General features: G+C 40.6%; 12 protein-coding genes. 4 read left to right on the top strand and 8 right to left on the bottom strand.

From position 1 onward, the window contains the following. Positions 1-33: 33 nt before the first annotated feature. The 7 genes from VK159_RS19625 to VK159_RS19655 all read right to left on the bottom strand — a co-directional run bounded on the left by VK159_RS19625 (position 34) and on the right by VK159_RS19655 (position 10,159). Complete coding sequence (locus VK159_RS19625) at positions 34-1,812, bottom strand: RagB/SusD family nutrient uptake outer membrane protein (RefSeq protein WP_324231874.1); 1,779 nt, start codon at positions 1,810-1,812, stop codon at positions 34-36. Between the two features lie 10 nt (positions 1,813-1,822). Then, the gene (locus tag VK159_RS19630) at positions 1,823-5,191 is read right to left on the bottom strand and encodes a TonB-dependent receptor (RefSeq protein ID WP_324231875.1); all 3,369 of its coding nucleotides are present in this window, start codon (positions 5,189-5,191) and stop codon (positions 1,823-1,825) included. A gap of 229 nt (positions 5,192-5,420) precedes the next feature. Next, positions 5,421-6,623 (bottom strand): FecR family protein, encoded by a 1,203-nt coding sequence (locus VK159_RS19635; protein ID WP_324231876.1) that lies wholly within the window; start codon positions 6,621-6,623, stop codon positions 5,421-5,423. An 89-nt stretch (positions 6,624-6,712) separates the two neighbouring features. After that, positions 6,713-7,945: a hypothetical protein gene (locus VK159_RS19640; protein WP_324231877.1), complete on the bottom strand. Its 1,233-nt coding sequence runs from the start codon at positions 7,943-7,945 to the stop codon at positions 6,713-6,715. Positions 7,946-8,005: 60 nt separating this feature from the next. Further along, positions 8,006-8,611 carry an RNA polymerase sigma-70 factor gene (locus VK159_RS19645; RefSeq protein WP_324231878.1) on the bottom strand — a complete coding sequence of 202 codons (606 nt, stop codon included), beginning with the start codon at positions 8,609-8,611 and terminating at the stop codon, positions 8,006-8,008. A 556-nt stretch (positions 8,612-9,167) separates the two neighbouring features. Further along, positions 9,168-9,878 carry a DUF421 domain-containing protein gene (locus VK159_RS19650; protein WP_324231879.1) on the bottom strand — a complete coding sequence of 237 codons (711 nt, stop codon included), beginning with the start codon at positions 9,876-9,878 and terminating at the stop codon, positions 9,168-9,170. Positions 9,879-9,943: 65 nt separating this feature from the next. After that, complete coding sequence (locus VK159_RS19655; RefSeq protein ID WP_324231880.1) at positions 9,944-10,159, bottom strand: hypothetical protein; 216 nt, start codon at positions 10,157-10,159, stop codon at positions 9,944-9,946. Positions 10,160-10,375: 216 nt separating this feature from the next. Between VK159_RS19655 and VK159_RS19660 the strand changes: the two genes are divergently transcribed. From VK159_RS19660 to trxA, 4 genes are all read left to right on the top strand, one after another. Beyond that, the gene (locus VK159_RS19660; protein ID WP_324231881.1) at positions 10,376-10,939 is read left to right on the top strand and encodes a GNAT family N-acetyltransferase; all 564 of its coding nucleotides are present in this window, start codon (positions 10,376-10,378) and stop codon (positions 10,937-10,939) included. 28 nt (positions 10,940-10,967) lie between these two features. Next, the gene (locus VK159_RS19665; RefSeq protein ID WP_324231882.1) at positions 10,968-11,528 is read left to right on the top strand and encodes a dihydrofolate reductase family protein; all 561 of its coding nucleotides are present in this window, start codon (positions 10,968-10,970) and stop codon (positions 11,526-11,528) included. A gap of 108 nt (positions 11,529-11,636) precedes the next feature. Continuing rightward, the gene (locus VK159_RS19670) at positions 11,637-12,404 is read left to right on the top strand and encodes a glucose 1-dehydrogenase (protein WP_324231883.1); all 768 of its coding nucleotides are present in this window, start codon (positions 11,637-11,639) and stop codon (positions 12,402-12,404) included. Positions 12,405-12,491: 87 nt separating this feature from the next. After that, a complete protein-coding gene (trxA, locus tag VK159_RS19675; RefSeq protein WP_324231884.1) occupies positions 12,492-12,866 on the top strand; it encodes a thioredoxin in 375 nt (124 codons plus the stop codon). Positions 12,867-12,902: 36 nt separating this feature from the next. On the opposite strand, the gene VK159_RS19680 is transcribed toward trxA, so the two are convergent. After that, positions 12,903-16,658, bottom strand: a complete 3,756-nt coding sequence (locus tag VK159_RS19680) for a sensor histidine kinase (RefSeq protein WP_324231885.1) — start codon at positions 16,656-16,658, stop codon at positions 12,903-12,905. Positions 16,659-16,661 lie beyond the last annotated feature (3 nt).

Raw genomic sequence — 16,661 nt, forward strand, 5'->3', positions numbered from 1 at the left:
CTTATTGGTTGATTGCAGATTCACTAAAATAAATCAATATCCGGGGTTCTCAACCAAACTTGGGTTATCGGCAATACGGTCTATACCCAACGGTAAGTAATAGTGACGGGGTTGGAATACCCTGGCAACACCTTCGGCATTTCTTAAGGTGATAATGTATTTTTTTGCATCAAAATCATACACATAATTCAAACCCTGGAAGCGCTTTCCGTTTAACTCCTGTTCTGCAATGCGCCATCTGCGTAAATCCCAATACCTGTGCTCTTCAAACGCCAATTCTACCTGACGCTCCTGCCGGATGTTTGCTTCCGTAATAGTTGTACGTAATGGCATAGCTGCCCTGGCTCTGATCCGATTGACAGCATTCAAAGCTTCGGTAGTTTGATTCAGATAAAAAGCGGCTTCCGCATAATTGAGCAGAATTTCGCCCAATCTGAACACTATAAAATCGGTGCTTGATTGTCCGCTTGCTGCAGGCGTCAGTGCCTCGTCGCAACGCTTGCGTACATGCACACCTGTTCTTTGTGTATTACGCAGGGGTGCTCTTCCGGTAATGCCATCCGGGAATTGCGGAGATACAGAATTCGGGATCACAAATGTTTCGCTGGTGCTGGTAACCACCTGTCCGCTTGAATTTCTGTATCGTGTAGAAGAGTGGAAAAATACTTTCTTCCCCTGCCAGATAGATTCCGGATAAAAGGTTGATGCTCTGAAACGGGGATCACGTTTTCCAAACAATGAATCAATATCATGTAACCTTGTGCCTGTAAGCAACGAGCGGTTCATCACGCCGGATCTTCCGTCCTGATAGTCGAACAGATCTACAAACTCGAGAAACACATTGAAGTTGGAGTTCCAGCCAGATGTAAAGCCTGCCGGCGTACACAAGGCATCCCATGAGTGACCACGATTGAGGGAGGCATCCCATTTAACACTAAAGATCACTTCGGGGTTGGCATTTTCATCTGTAAACAACTGTGTGAAATTTTTAACCGGATCAGACGACACTTTGTTGTACAAACTGAATGCAGGATTATCCATGATTGCTTTTGAAGCAGCCATGGCAGCGGTAAAATATTTATCGGCTTCACCGGCGGGTATACCTACAACGCCGTTCAGATCAACAGTACCAAATCTGGCAATAGTTCCGGCATAAAGCATGGCCCTGCTTTTCAATGCCAATGCAGCAAACCTGGTAGCTCTGCCAACATCCTTGGCAGCATAAGAAGCAGGAAGCAAAAGCGCTATTTCATCCATTTCTTTTCCAATGAAATCATATACTTCTGCTTCTTTGTTGCGCACAGGAAATAATTCTGATTGGGGATCTGTCTCTTTCTGCACTTTGGTGATAATGGGAACACCACCAAAACGTTTCACCATTTGATGATAAATAAAGCCACGCAGAAAACGGGCTTCACTTATTTTCTGGTCTTTATAGCTTTGTTCAAATGGTGAACCATTCACACCAGCAATAAATTCATTGATTTGTCGGATGGCAACATACGCCCAGTAATCAAGCAACCCTGCACCGGAATTATCATAAATTTTAATGGAAGCAATGTAAGGATCCTGCCAATCGCCAAACGCTCTGCATTCGCCTCCCGGTCCGGCGAGTAAACCCATTCTGAAGTTTTCCTGGTTGCCGAGTTCCTGGAATTTGGTACGGTCGTATAAACTAAGCAGGTTAGCTTCAATCAGATTTTTATCCTTGAATACGGCTGTTTCCGGAATAATTTCCAGGGGTTGTATATCCAGTACTTTGCTGCAACCCACTAAGCCCGTTAAAATGAAAGCAATGATTATCTGTCTCATGTCCTTTTATTTAAAATGTTAAGCGCACTCCGCCTGCAATATTTTTATGAATGGGATAGTTACGTCCTTCACCACTTAAGTTCGCATCAGGGTCAAACGTGTTCTTGTAAAATCCAAGCTTACTGAATGTAAGCAAGTTGGTACCAGAAGCAAACACCTGCAGATTTTTGAATCCAACTTTCTTTACCCAGTTGCCTGTGATGCTGTAGGATAGATTCACATTGCGTAAACGGATAAATGTTGCATCCTTCATCCAGAAGTCGGAACGCTTGATGTTGTTCGGATTCAAACCAAGGGAAGCGGCCGGTAATTGTGCCTTTGGATTGATGTTCTGCGTTGGATTTGCCGGATCTGCCTGCCAACGATAGGTGTAATGATAATCGTAGGGAATTGATTCGTTGGAAAACATAGATGCAGCTGCACCGGTTACATAGAAATTAAAGCCGGTAGAACCCTGCCACAACATTTCTAACGACAGCCCTTTGTAGGTAGCACCCATTACTAAACTGTATACTACTTCCGGGAACGTACCCTTTCCGATTACATCATAATCACGTACATCCAGAATGCCATCACCATTTACATCAACATAGCGTATATCGCCGGGTTTCAGGGTAGTGTTTCCAGCACCATCCTGGTTGAAGGTGAGTTTATCAATTTCGGCCTGCGACATAAAGAGGCCATCAGAGATGTAACCAAACGAAAGATTCGTTGACCTTCCTGTTCTTTTTTTCGTTCTGATATCATCAGGATTGGTATATACTTCTTCATCAAAAAACTCCCACCTGTTTTGGGTGAAGGTGAACGTAGGCATGATGGAAAGCTGTACATTCCTGATTTTGGGCCGGTATTCTACCATCAACTCAAAGCCTCTGTTGCTTTGCTTATTGATGTTATACTCCGGTAATGTGGCCCCGAAAGTTGAGGGTATGTTGCTTTCCTTTAGAGCTAACAGTCCATCTCTTAGCCGATAGAAAACGTTACCCTCAAACAGTAGTTTTCCTTTGAATAAGGTTAAATCAAGACCCACGTTGTAATTGGTAATATTTTCCCAGGTAATAACCGGGTTGGGAAGCCCAATGGTGCTGATGGTAGCATAATTAAAATTACCCAAGATATAACCATTGTTATTATCAATTTCATATCCTGTAAGATAACTGAACTGGCTGGTGCCATCGTTCCCTGACTGTCCATAGGACAATCGTAACTTACCATTATTGAGCCAGCCGGCTGTATTATCCATGAACTTTTCCTTGGAAAACACCCAACCAACAGATACACCAGGGAAATAGCCCCATCTTTTATTCTTAGGGAAATTAGCACTGGCATCCGCTCTCAAAATAAACTCTGCCAGGTACTTCCCGTTGTAATCATAATTGATCTTACCGATATAAGCTACCCTTGACATTTGGGATTGATAACCGTCGTTATTCATTTGATCCACCGCTCCGGAACCGAGCTGTTGTACAACTGGTGACAGAAGGTTTTGCCGATAGGCCATTAATGTATTTCCACCATTTTCAATCTGCTCAGCAATCGCCATACCACTTACACGGTGGTTACCAAACTCACGGTCATAATTCAATTTCAACATGGGGTAAAGCTGGTAATACCGGGAGTTGGTTTCTCTTAAGGTAATAAAGTTACCCTGCGAAGCCAACGGAGCTGTATATAACTGCGTTTCATAATCATACACCACTACTTCAGCGGGTATATTAAACACTTTTGTGTAATCGGCAGATTGACTCACCAGTAAATCGGCACCAATACGTAATCCTTCGATAAAAGGAATTTTATAGTTAAGTCCTATCTGGCCATTAAAAAAGTTGGAGCTTGTACGGTTGTATCCTTTACGTTCTGCATCAATACGCAGTAAAGGGTTACGCCCCTGGAAACCTGTATATGAATTTTTAGTCGGGTCAGGTAAGTAGGGATTGTAACGTGGTTGTGCTGTACTTAAATCAACCATTACATCTTCAATTGATCCAACCTTTTGATCCTGAGCAAAACGGTATTGCATATCAAAACGCAATGAGAGATTCTTGGCAATGGTAGCATCTACGTTCAATCGTGTATTGTAGCGCTTATAAAAATAATCACCGGATGTAAAAACACTTTGTTGATCGGTCATACCAACTGATCCGAAATATTTTAAAGTGGGTGTACCGCCACTAACCGTCATACTCTGCTGAAACATGGGGGCACCTGTACGGAAGATTGCATCACGCCAGTTATATGATTTATAGTTGGCTTCCGTACCTGCTTTGTACTTCTGTACAACTTCCTCGGTAAATTCACCGGGGCTCAAACCGTAATTGAGTGCAGCTTCTCTGCGTAACTCAGCCCAGTCGCCTGCATTTACCGTATTCTGAAAAGCAGAAGGCATTTGATACGTGTAGGTGCCGGTATACGTAATTTGTGGTGCACCCGTTTTACCACGCTTGGTTGTAACGAGTATTACACCATTACCTGCTCTTGCACCATAAATGGAAGCAGATGCATCTTTCAATATTGAAACAGATTCGATATCGTTCGGATCAATACGGTTAAACGGAGTTGGCAAACCATCTACAATTACCAGTGCATTACCGTAACCTCTGATCTGCAGGCTGGCATTATCCTCACCGGGTAAACCGCTTGCTGTTTTCGACAAAAGACCGGGCATACGACCTACCAGTAATTGTGAAGCGTTAGGAACGGGTGCTGACTGCAATACTTTTGCACCTACCTGTGCCACAGCACCTGTAACCGTTGCTTTCTTTTGTGTACCATAACCTACCACTACAATTTCCTGCTGCTGAATTTCCTGTTTGCTTAAGGTAACTTGTACACTTGTCAAACCTTTTACACTCACTTCTTTTGCTTCCATGCCCACAAAAGAAATCACCAGTATCATGGATGAATTGTCGGGTACACTGATTGAAAATTCTCCGTTAGCATCGGTATTTACACCTTTGCCGGTACCTTTTACATTTACAGAAGCACCCTGCAGCGGTGTTCCGCTGTCATCTGTTACCTTTCCTTTAACCGTAATATCGGCAGGTGGCGATTCTTTGGTAACATTTGCCGCAGGCTGCTGTACCGTTACCTTACGTTTTATTACAATTGTATTTTCTACAATGGTAAACGTAAGCGGCGTTTTCTGCAGGCATTCATCCAGCGCCTGTTGTAAGGGAACATTTTTGGCGTTCACACTTACATTGCCCACCAGTTCCATCATTTCAACAGTGCATATATAATTATAGCCTGTTTGTTTTCTGATTTCTTTTAATACTTTCTGGAAGGGCGCATTCTTTACTGAAAGCGTTACAGTTTGTGAGTGGGCTTCTGCAAATACCTGCATACTGGCCACGAAGAGAAAGACAGCAATAAGTTTCATAATCAATAGTGCCTTCCTGACAGGAGGGCATGTTTTGGTTAGTTTTCGCTTGTGCCGAAAACTAAAAGCAGTAAATGGCATAACTTCGTTTTTGGGGTTTAACGATAAACAGTCTCAATTGGTTTGATTGCTTGTTGGAGAGCCCTGATCTTTGGCCGGGAGTGTTGCAACCACTTCCGGTTTTTTATGAGCCCTTGCTACGATACTCGGTTTACATTGTTCTGTTTTTTTACGGCATAACAATTATTTTTTTGCCTTCAATGATAAATCGCACTTCACCCGTTTGCTGCAGCATTGAAAGCACCTGCGACAGCTTTACATTGCGGGAAATGCCACCAATAAAATGTTTGTTTATGGTGCCCTGGTAACTTACCTCTACATCGTACCAACGGGCCAGTTGTCTCATCACCGATTTAATATCACTATTTTCAAACTGAAAGTTTCCATCCTTCCATGCCACTGTTTCTTCCAGGTTTACATCATCAACAATCTTCATGTTACCCGATGGTTTCAGTTGCGCCTGTTGACCGGGTTGTAAAAATTTATTTTCACTTGCGGTAGTAACTTTTACTCTTCCTTCCAGCAAGGTGGTACGTACACTTTCTTCATCGGTATAACTGTTGATGTTGAAATGTGTACCCAGCACTTCCACTTCCATTTGATTCACCTGCACCTTGAATGGCCGTAATGCATCTTTCGCAATTTCAAAATAGGCTTCCCCTGTTATTTCCACACGGCGTTCTTTACCGCTGAATACAACAGGATACTTCAAAGAAGATGCTGCATTGAGCCAAACTTTACTGCCATCCGGCAAAGTAATTTTATATTGTCCGCCACGGGGTGTTTGAAGTAAATTATATGCAACTGCATCGGTTGCATTATCTGAACTGTTGTACAACAGCTGCCCATCTTCTTTCTTTATGATCTCTGTTGTTCCCTGCTGTGCAAGCATTCCATTACCAGCACTGTCCAGTACAATAGAACTACCATCTGCCAATGTGAGTATGGCTCTGTCTCCACCGGGCAACCTGTCCTCTTTCTGCAATTGAGGTTGTGTCTTTTTTGCGATAGTTGTGTTTTTCTCAGTCCGGTTTATCAAAACAAAAACAGAAGAAACAATCAATAAAAGAATAGCTGCCGCAGCAACCCAACGGTAGCGTTGGAAGCGGCCGATGGAAGGTTGCTGTTCTGCTTGATCAGATATTGTAAGTTTTTGCTTTGCTTCCTGTATTTTTTGATCCCATTCAGCAGCAGCTATGAACGGAGCTTCTGTTTTAACAGACTGCCAGAGTTTTTGCAGCTCTTCATTCAAGCCTGTTTCATCGGACTGTTCGTTCAATAACCGCCACAACTCTGTATACTCAGCAGGAGTTAACCGGTTATCCAGGTATTTATTTATAAGATCGGAGAGGCTCTCCTTGTTATTATTCATGTAGTGAAATGAAATATGCTAAATAGTTGACGAACGAAAAGAAAATATGTACCAATGCGCCCTCAACTTTTTTTAAAAAAATACCGGATCTAAAGCGATGATAACACCTGTAGCGCTTTTGTTCTGTATTCATCGGCCGTCGGGTACTTATTGTTTTTCTGTTTTTCGTCCTTCAGGTAAGTATTCATGGCCTTATAAAAATTGTTGTGCAGCCCATACTGGCGTGTTTTGGATCCTGACTCATTGATCAATGACATCTGCTTCGATACCCCGTTCTCATACTCATTATTATACATCTGCCAATGCAATGCAAACGGAAGATTCAGCTCAAATGAAATCCGCATAATTTCCTTTGTTTCATCATATTGTTTTTGAAACGTTTCAGGCTTGGAAGCATTGGCCTGATAGCCATATTCGCCAATGAAAACCCTTCTGCTGAATGGCAATCCTGCTTTTGGTTTAAGCTTCGACTCCAGGTAAGTGAAAATCGCCTGCAGATCTGATTTTTTTGCTGCAAAGGTTTTATCCTTTATTGCTTCGTAGCTTGAATAGGAAATAAGATCGATATCAACATTCGGTATCACACTTTCTGCTACGCAAGGCTCACCATTCATTCCTTTTAATACCAGGTTTGCTTCAATGTAATGATATACCGAAACATTTTTTGCTGTTGATGCCAGTTTTGCATCATCAATTGCTTTCTGTCTTATCTGAAACCACTTGCTCATGTTTGAAAGCAATTCGGGAGCAGGTGTAACCGTTCTGTCGTAGTTGGGAATTAACAACCAGTCGCCTTCCCAGTTACCGATTAAAAATGTTTTACCCGAGTTATCATAGGTTGTAAGTAAATGAGAAACGAAATTGAACATTTCATCATATAATACTTTTTCTTCGGCAGCAGTAAGGGTCTTCTTCCAATCCACATTGGTTAACGTATGTACCCAAAAAAAGATGTATTTAAAATCCATGTTACAAACCGTTTTATACGGCAGGTTATTCGTGAACAACGCTAATGTGGTCGTACTTTTTGTAACCTCATTGATACCATAAATATCTGCTGAGTTTTTACCCAATGTAATTTTCAGGATATTCGAACCCATCTCCCGCACTTTCTTCGCCTGCTCCACCAGTTTGTTTTCTGTGGTAAATTGATAACTGCCCGATATGGCATGTGTACCAAGTACAAAATTATAAGGCTCCAGTTGCTGAAGCGTATTTGTTGGTGGTTCGTTGGGCGTGTTGTTTACAACATCTTTTTTGCCACAGGAAAATAAAAAGACGATTAAAACCGATAACAGCCGGATTGGTATTCTTTTCTTCATATTAATGTGGTATGTGCCAGATACAGACGAATGAAAAGAATGCATGTACTAATGCCGCCCCTACTTTTTTTCAAAATAAATGGCAAGCAGCAGTAACAGTGCGTTGTTTTTTTCTAAATAATCCCGGATAAACTGCAGGGATGCAGCGAGGTGGTTGCGCACCGTATTGGAGGACAAGTTGAGGGTTGCGGCTATTTCAGCATAGCTCAGATCTTCGTAATGACGCAGCTCAAAAACTTTTTTTCGTTGGGGAGATAATTGATTGATGGCTTCTTTTATTAAAGCATCGGTGTTTTTATAAATCAGCCGGTTATCGGCATTATCCGTGGCCGGGGCTTCGGTAATTGCCTGCCATAAAGCCTGCTGTAAAGCCTGGCTGCGTTTGGCCGCCCTGAAAAAATCGATGGCTTTGTTATGTGCCACCTTGTACAAAAAGGCTTCAAAGTTTTGTATTTCGGTGATTGCTTCTCTTCCATGCCAGAGCTTTAAAAAAACATCGAGCACTATTTCCTCCGACAGTTCTTTTGATTTGGTGACCTTGTACAAATAGGCAAACAGCTGATTTCGGTACTTTTCGAATATCAGGTTAAAAAAATGCTCATCCCCCTCCTTTATTTTTGAGAGGCAATATTCATCATTAACTAATGGCTTAGCGTTATCGTTCATGAGCAATCGTCGAAATTCACAAAAATCAAAATAACAGGAAAATACTGAAACAAAATACAGACTATAAGGGCATACAGATTTTCCCAAAAGGATCTTCACCTAAATAACACAAATATTACAGTTCTGGTTCATAATCTGTACAAACAGATAGAAGAAACCTATAATCAAACTCTATTCATGTAAATAACGTTCATTGAACTTGCAGATTCATGAAAATTGAACATCATAGTTGTGTGATGGTGCCCTTTATTCATAGTAAAGAAAATAAAATATGGAAACGTTCAATGGGTTACATTCTCAGGCATCAATTCTTGCTAATATAAATCAGAAGTATTTTTAATTTGTTCATGAAGCAACGAACAAAGTGAAGTACGAACTTAATCGATACAATTACAAATGCAAAGAGACGAGTTCTATCCTTTTATGAAAGTGCCGCTGAATGGTGAATGCGGAATTGTGTCTGATCAATTCTTTGAGATTAATAAAGTATAGTTACAATGGTTTGTTTATGCATGACGAAGCGGTGTCAGCCCCTTGTTACGAAACAGCATTATTTTTACCGGATCCGTTTTTTATTACTGGCTTTTACCCATTTCGTTTTTTTACATTCCGGGCAAATAGCATTGGCTGCAGGATTCAACTGTTGGGTGAAACCACAAAAGGTACAGGCATAATGAGCACGCTCTTTAATTTCCTGTTGTCCGCTTTCTAATGAATCGGGCATAATTGGCAGTCCAGACTTTACTGCCTCCTCCGGATAGTAAAAGATGCTGATATTACCGGAGCTTTCTACGATGGCTTCTTCCACTTGTCCTAATTGTGAAACACCCTGCATCCGCAGTTCAGCAAAAAATTCATCTTCCCCCAGCACTTCTTTTGAAAAATTATCGATCGAAAAAAAACCGTTACGAATGAGATAAACCGGCTTGCCTTCCACCATTTTCTCAAAGTGTTTATTTCTCCCGATAAAGTAAGTGATCAAACTATACAGTCCCACGATCACTGCAAAAACCAGCAGTGCCGGTAACACACCCACGTCTTTATACATCATGGGATCACCCGCAGCAGTGCCTAAACTGATAATGACCACCAGTTCAAAAATCGATAGTTGTTTTACTCCCCTCTTTCCCAACAAACGCAGGCTCACAAAAAGAATGACAAACATGATTATCGTGCGCAGTATCACCTCCGGTAAAAAACTCCAGGGTTGGCTGCCCAGCAAGATCTCTTTCCAATTGAAAACCGTAGTAGCCTGCAATAAGTACATATATTTTTATTTCTTTTCCTGCCAATACCTCCGCTCTATGTCTTTATATTCTACACTACCACTTCTCAGCCTGCTTTTTTCTTATCTAAAGCTACTAAGGCAACACCTGCAACAAGTGCAACTATGCCGGCATAAGTTGGCCAGGCCACCGTTTTCTTTTCTTTTGCATTGATCTCTAACGGACCAATGTCTACCACTTTCTTCTCCTGTGTAAAATTGAACCCCTTAAATACCAGCATTAAAATGCCGGCTGCGATCAGAATAATTCCAACTATTTTCATTTGTATATTTTTTAAACATGCAGCCAAATGGAATTCGGCTTAAAATTTTCATCGCCATTTAGTATCATAGCACGGAAATTTTATGCCTCATTTCATGGCATCTATTTTCATTACTAAGCCAATTATAATGCCACAAAGAGAAATTTGGTTTACAGGCATCGATAATTACAAAAAAACGTGCATACCCTTTAGCTTTGTTACCGTATACACAAACACATGATCAGTTATTCCACTTCAACTACAAAAGAAGAACTGGACGGAATATTATCACTTCAGCAGGTGAACTTAGCAAAGAGTTTAGTTCCTGATGAAGCAGAAAGCCAGGGTTTTGTAACGGTACATCACAGGTATGATATGCTGAAGCAAATGAATGATCTTGAGAAACACGTGATTGCAAAAGATGATGAAACTGTTATTGGTTATGTATTGGCTATGACCAAACAGTCCAGATTTGATATTCCTGTGCTGATCCCGATGTTTGATGTGTTTGATCAGATCGTTTATAAAGGAAAGATCATTTCAACTCTTCATTATATTGTTGTTGGCCAGGTTTGTGTTGCCAAGTCCTATCGTGGACAGGGTATTTTCGACAATTGCTATGCAGCTTATAAAGAATTTTACAGCAGCAAGTATGAACTTGCCATAACTGAAATAGCAAGCACAAATAAACGTTCGCTTCAGGCGCATAAGAGAATTGGCTTCAGGGAAATATATTCATACACAGATCCTGCCAACAGCAAATGGATCGTTGTAGTTTGGGACTGGAGAAATGATCAATAACGATATGTACCAATTAACATAAAAAGAGATGCGGAAAATTATTGTAAATGTTGCTGTAACACTTGATGGTTTTATTGAAGGTCCAAATGGAGAAATTGACTGGATCAACAATGATGCTGCTGCTGAAATGGGTGAAGGTTCTGTCTTTGATCAATTTCTTGCAACTGTTGATGCTGTTTTTTATGGCAGAATAAGTTATGACCTGTGGGGACAATATAAACCGGACAGCAATGCGACCACCGCAGAAAAAAATCTATGGCAAAACGTGCACAGCAAAACGAAATATGTTTTTTCAAATCATCCTGCAGAAGATGGAAAAGCAATATTCATCAGCTCAGCAATAGCTGAACGTGTGCATGAAATTAAACAGGAGCCGGGAAGTAATATCTGGCTTTATGGTGGCGGCAGCCTCATCAGCAGTTTTATGAATGAAGGTCTTGTTGATGCATTCCAGCTTGCAGTTTATCCTGTTATTTTAGGTAAAGGCAAACCGCTTTTTTCAACTGTCAAAAATAAAATCGATCTCAACTTAAAAGAAATCAGTACTTCCAAATCAGGGGTGGCTTTTATGAACTACGAACGGGTTTAATTTTCCTAACCACAATCATCTTCTTCGTCATTGTTTTTTATTTCAACAGGAATTAGCTTGCTGAACTCATCGAAAAAATCAGTTGCTGTCTGTTTTAAAATATGAACAATGAAAAAGTTAGCAGGCAAAACTGCACTGGTTACCGGAGCAGGTTCAGGCATGGGCAAAGCCATTGCCCTTTTATTTGCATTTGAAGATTGCAAAGTAGTAGCAACTGATATTAATTCCGAACGTTTACAATTACTTCACCAGGAAATTACCGGCCAGGGTGGAGATGTTACAACACTGCTATGCAACATGGCTTTGGAAGAAGATATTGAACGTATGATCAATACCGCTGTTACAACTTATGGCACGTTGGATATCTTGGTAAACAATGCAGGCATCATGGATCATTTTGCCCCGGTTGCAGAACTTGATAACAGCATGTGGGAAAAAGTGATGAACATAAACGTTACCGGCCCCATGAAAGCTATGCGTAGTGCAGTGAAAATTTTTCTTGCAAAAGGCAGTGGCTGTATCATCAACATCGCATCAATCGGCGGGCTACAAGGTGCAAGAGCAGGTGCTGCTTATACCGCCAGCAAACATGCATTGATTGGTCTTACAAAAAACACAGGTTACCTGTATGCGAAAACAGGAATACGTTGCAATGCCATTGCACCCGGTGCTATCAATACAAATATTGGTGATACAATTGACATGAATAAGATCACGCCACTTATTAATGACCGCATCATGAGCGGCATGGTATTGAACGCCAAAACAGGTGAACCATCTGATATTGCAAATGCCGCTTTGTTCCTTGCAACAGATGATGCAGGTTTTATTAACGGTGCCGTTATTACAGTTGATGGAGGGTGGACAGCTTATTAAGTTATCCCATCTTTTTAAGCGTAACATTTGTCACTCAAGATGCAGTTATGATCAATAACTTTGCATGAAATTTATATTATTCAAATTATGGCTACTATCAAACTCACCGCACAGGATTTTAAAGACAAGGTCTTTAATTACGAAACGGAAAAGGATTGGAAATACAGCGGCTCTGTTCCTGCCATCATTGATTTTTATGCTGATTGGTGTGGCCCCTGCAAAATGGTGGCACCGGTACTTGAAGAGTTAGCAACAGAATACGAAGGAAAGATCGTGATCTACAAAGTAGATACAGAAGCAGAGATGGAACTGGCTGCTGTATTTGGTATACAGAGTATTCCTACTTTTTTATTTATCCCTGTTGATGGAGATCCAATGATGCAGCCGGGTGCTTTTCCAAAGAAAGTATTTAAAGAAATTATTGAAGATCATTTGTTGAAACAAACAGAACCAAAAGAATAAACAGTCAATTGGCAATATGCAATTTTCAAATTGTGATTATTGAATAACCGGCAGTTCCACAAAAAAGGTGCTGCCTTTTTCCTGTTCGGTAACAAACCATATTTCTCCTTTCATCTGCTCTACTATACTCTTGCACATGGCGAGACCCAAACCTGTACCGGATGTTTTGGTTGTGAAATTGGGATAGAATATTTTATCCTGTAAGTCGGGGCGTATGCCTTGCCCATTATCAGTAACTGCAACCGTTACTTTTCTATCGCTTACTTCTATTTGTAATTTTATAAGCGCTGTTTCATCAGCAGGTGCTGCTTCAATTGCATTACGTGTAAGATTGGTGAATAAACGGTTGAGCTGTGTTTTATCGGCCATAACAAAAGCTGTCTCTGCATTTGTGTTGAAAGCAATATGTGCATCTTCATGCATATTAAACAGATCAACCACCGATTGTACCGACTCAACCAGGTTTACTTTTTCCATGCGTGGATTACCAATGTTGGCGAAGTTGGAAAAATCAGATGCGATGTTTGATAAATAATCGATCTGCTCCACCAATGTTTTTGCCACACTTTGCGAAATGCTTTTTGCATCGGCCGAATTTGAATCAACTGCTTTTTGCAAATACTGGATACTTAATTTCATAGGCGTAAGCGGATTCTTGATTTCATGGGCTACCTGTCTTGCCATTTCACGCCACGCACCTTCACGTTCGCTTCTTGCAAGTAAGTTAGCACTCTCTTCCAGCTGCTTTACCATTCGATTGTATTCCTGCACCAGTTCACCAATTTCATCATTACGGTTCCATACAATGGCTTCGTTTGTTTTACCCAGCTTTATCTCTTTCATTTTTTCACTGATGATAGCAAACGAATTAGTGATGCGGCTTGTTACAAAAAATGCAACCAATCCTGCAATAAGAAAAACAAAAGCATTCAGGTTAATGAGTGTTACAAGAAAATTCGATATCTCCTGCTTCAATTCATTCTGAGATGTGAAGTATGGAATGTTGAGGTACGCATAGGTTTGTCCGTCGGAATCACGAACAGGCACATAAATACTCATGTAAGAGCGGCTGCCTACTTTTTCGTCTTCAATTGTTTGTACAAGATATTCCTGCGATAATTTATAATACGCCAACGGATCTGTTTTACGGCTCAGTAATCCTTTGTTGTAATAATAAGGTTGCGATGATAAACGCAGGTTGCCTGCAGGATCATAAATATTTACATCCACCCCATGTATCTCTGAAATGCGGTTAACTTTTCCCTGGAGTTCAGCTGATGCAGCATCATCATATGCTTTCAACACATCATCAAAAACTGCATGATTGTTTAAGGCCACTTCAACTTCTGTACGCATGATGCCGATTGTTCTCGATAACCGTTCCTTATTAATACGGCTATGCCTGTTAATAAAGAAGAAGATGGTTGATGCACCAATGATGAGGAATGAAAAAATACTGATACCAATGATGGTTGTGTGTACCTGTGTGCGGAAAGTAAGCTGCAGGTGTTCTTTCCACTTTTCAGGTTTAATGCCCAACTGCAGAACATATTGTACAAGCCTGAAGAGTGCAAGCATGATCAGGAACACACAGAACAGGTAAGCAAACAAGGTAATTCCTTCCAGCAACCTGTTTTGTGGTTTCACCACAATTACTGTAAGATCTTTTGAAGTACTGTACCACAATTCAGAATAACCATTCTTCTTTTTCTGTTCAATTAACAAACGGGCCTTCTTTGTGTCGTTGAGATGTATGGGGAAAGGATAATCATTTACGCTGCTGATGAGTTCTTTATTCTTGTAGATGGCATACGCATAGGAAGGCATATCATCGGGAAGCAAATTGAATGTCCTGGAAAAAAGTTCAGGATAAAACTTTTCATCAGCATAACGTTTGGGGCGTGAAATAATGAATACATAACCAATCACCTGGTTTGTTTCCCTGTCGGTTACATCCCTGCGTGCAATGTAATAGAACTTATCAAACGACTCCTCGTAATACTGCCAGTCTCGCACACTCGTTGGTTTACTTTGCAGTTTATAAACAGTGTTGAGAGTATTGAATGAAATTGAATCAATATTAAATAATGGTTCCGGTTCTTCTCCTCCGGTAAAAGTGTAGATCTCTGTTTCGAATTTATTAAGATATCCACTGAAGTTTTCGCTGATCAGGCTGTCTTTTAAAAACTGATTGCCACCGGAAGTAGTGAACCGGTAAAACTCATTGTCAAGAAATTCAGGTCTGAAATTGCGAAGTGCGATACTTAACAGATTTTCTGCAGATGGATCGGTCTGAAGACTGAGTTTCTCAGCCATACTTGTAGCCTTCTGCAATTCCTTACGACCATTTTCTGTAATGAGTAAAAGCGTTAATGATACAGAAAAGAAAAACAGCCAGAAGATCACCCGGCCATTTGATGGCAGGAACCTCAACTGCAAACCTTCTCTGTTCATTAAGATCAACAACAGCAACAACCATCCAAGCAAAATAAGATGATATACCACTGCAATGGAACTGATGGTAAATGTGAGGTAAACCAGGCCGGTAACAGTTAAGGCGAGTACCTGGATCTGGAGTTTGCCATTGCTGTAACGCTTGAGGAAACCAAACAACCAATCGGCCAATAAAAAATAGTTCAATGCAAGTGAGCCAAGGATACTAAACCCTGCAAAACTGAAAACAGTGAGTGTGAAAAAATTCGTAACGTCAAATGATATCTGTGAATCAGCAACCATACTCCGGATAATATTTCCAAACAGAATGGTTAATGTAAACAGAAGTACTGCTGTAACAGCCAATCCAACTTTGTCGTTGATCTTTAACGGCAACAGTATTGCTGATCGTCCATACCGCCGTATGAACAACAATACCCACAACAATAAAAATGAATTGATAAAGAGATCGCCTAAGGAACGAAGAATATTATTAGAACCATATACAGCAGGATCGAACAAATTAAACTGACGCAGATTCAACGGCACCGGGAAATAATAACTTAATGTTCGTATGATGATAATTGCGCCAACAAGAAAAGACAAACCTACAAGAAATGAATACTTATTTGCAAGAGCCGCAGCTGTTTTATGCAGAAACATTAAGAAACAAAACACCGCCAGCAATCGTAATATAACTGTCGTTTTATTCAGCGGTTGCGGAAAATTAGTTTGCTCTTTTAACCAGAACAGACCTGTACCATCGGTACTTTTTACCTGCAATTCTGTTTGCTGCACATCACTGAGAGAGTAATATTTTTCAATCCCTTCGAGATAAGTAAAACTGTTACTGAGATAACTGGCGGGAACAAAATAATTCCACTTTACGGGAATGAGTGCCATCGCATAACAAAACGAGCCGTCACCCAGTTTCACTGTTTCTTTATATACAGTATAGTAGCCATTGATCAGTTGCTCGAACCAGATACCATTTGCACGTTGCCACAATTCAATATTTGGCAAAATGGTTTGTGTATTCCAGAAGCGTGTTTGAAAACCATCGGCACCATCAGAAGCAATAAAGATGAAGTAATCTTTACTGATTAACTTCATCACTTCCTGCTTTTCTGCACGTCCCTTTTTCAAATCGAGCAGTAAAGCAGTATCAGCAAGAATTTTTGTAAAATCATTTTCCCGTTTATTAATGGCTTTCTGTAACGTTTTTTTCACCTGCACAGGTGCCGAAGTGTACGACCAGTAATATTGAAAAAGATAAGAGAATGTAAGTAACCAACCGGCCAAAATAAGCAGGTAGCCATTTTTGAAAATGAAGTTGCGGATGGTTGTAATGTGGCTCAAGAT

The organism is Lacibacter sp. (genome assembly GCF_035299325.1).
Taxonomy (GTDB): domain Bacteria; phylum Bacteroidota; class Bacteroidia; order Chitinophagales; family Chitinophagaceae; genus Lacibacter.

What these genes read in the sequence shown, in the direction of transcription:
- VK159_RS19625 (WP_324231874.1), bottom strand. Translation starts at nt 1,812, where the DNA reads ATGAGACAGATAATCATTGCTTTCATTTTAACGGGCTTAGTGGGTTGC.
- VK159_RS19630 (WP_324231875.1), bottom strand. Translation starts at nt 5,191, where the DNA reads ATGAAACTTATTGCTGTCTTTCTCTTCGTGGCCAGTATGCAGGTATTT.
- VK159_RS19635 (WP_324231876.1), bottom strand. Translation starts at nt 6,623, where the DNA reads ATGAATAATAACAAGGAGAGCCTCTCCGATCTTATAAATAAATACCTG.
- VK159_RS19640 (WP_324231877.1), bottom strand. Translation starts at nt 7,945, where the DNA reads ATGAAGAAAAGAATACCAATCCGGCTGTTATCGGTTTTAATCGTCTTT.
- VK159_RS19645 (WP_324231878.1), bottom strand. Translation starts at nt 8,611, where the DNA reads ATGAACGATAACGCTAAGCCATTAGTTAATGATGAATATTGCCTCTCA.
- VK159_RS19650 (WP_324231879.1), bottom strand. Translation starts at nt 9,878, where the DNA reads ATGTACTTATTGCAGGCTACTACGGTTTTCAATTGGAAAGAGATCTTG.
- VK159_RS19655 (WP_324231880.1), bottom strand. Translation starts at nt 10,159, where the DNA reads ATGAAAATAGTTGGAATTATTCTGATCGCAGCCGGCATTTTAATGCTG.
- VK159_RS19660 (WP_324231881.1), top strand. Translation starts at nt 10,376, where the DNA reads ATGATCAGTTATTCCACTTCAACTACAAAAGAAGAACTGGACGGAATA.
- VK159_RS19665 (WP_324231882.1), top strand. Translation starts at nt 10,968, where the DNA reads ATGCGGAAAATTATTGTAAATGTTGCTGTAACACTTGATGGTTTTATT.
- VK159_RS19670 (WP_324231883.1), top strand. Translation starts at nt 11,637, where the DNA reads ATGAAAAAGTTAGCAGGCAAAACTGCACTGGTTACCGGAGCAGGTTCA.
- trxA (WP_324231884.1), top strand. Translation starts at nt 12,492, where the DNA reads ATGGCTACTATCAAACTCACCGCACAGGATTTTAAAGACAAGGTCTTT.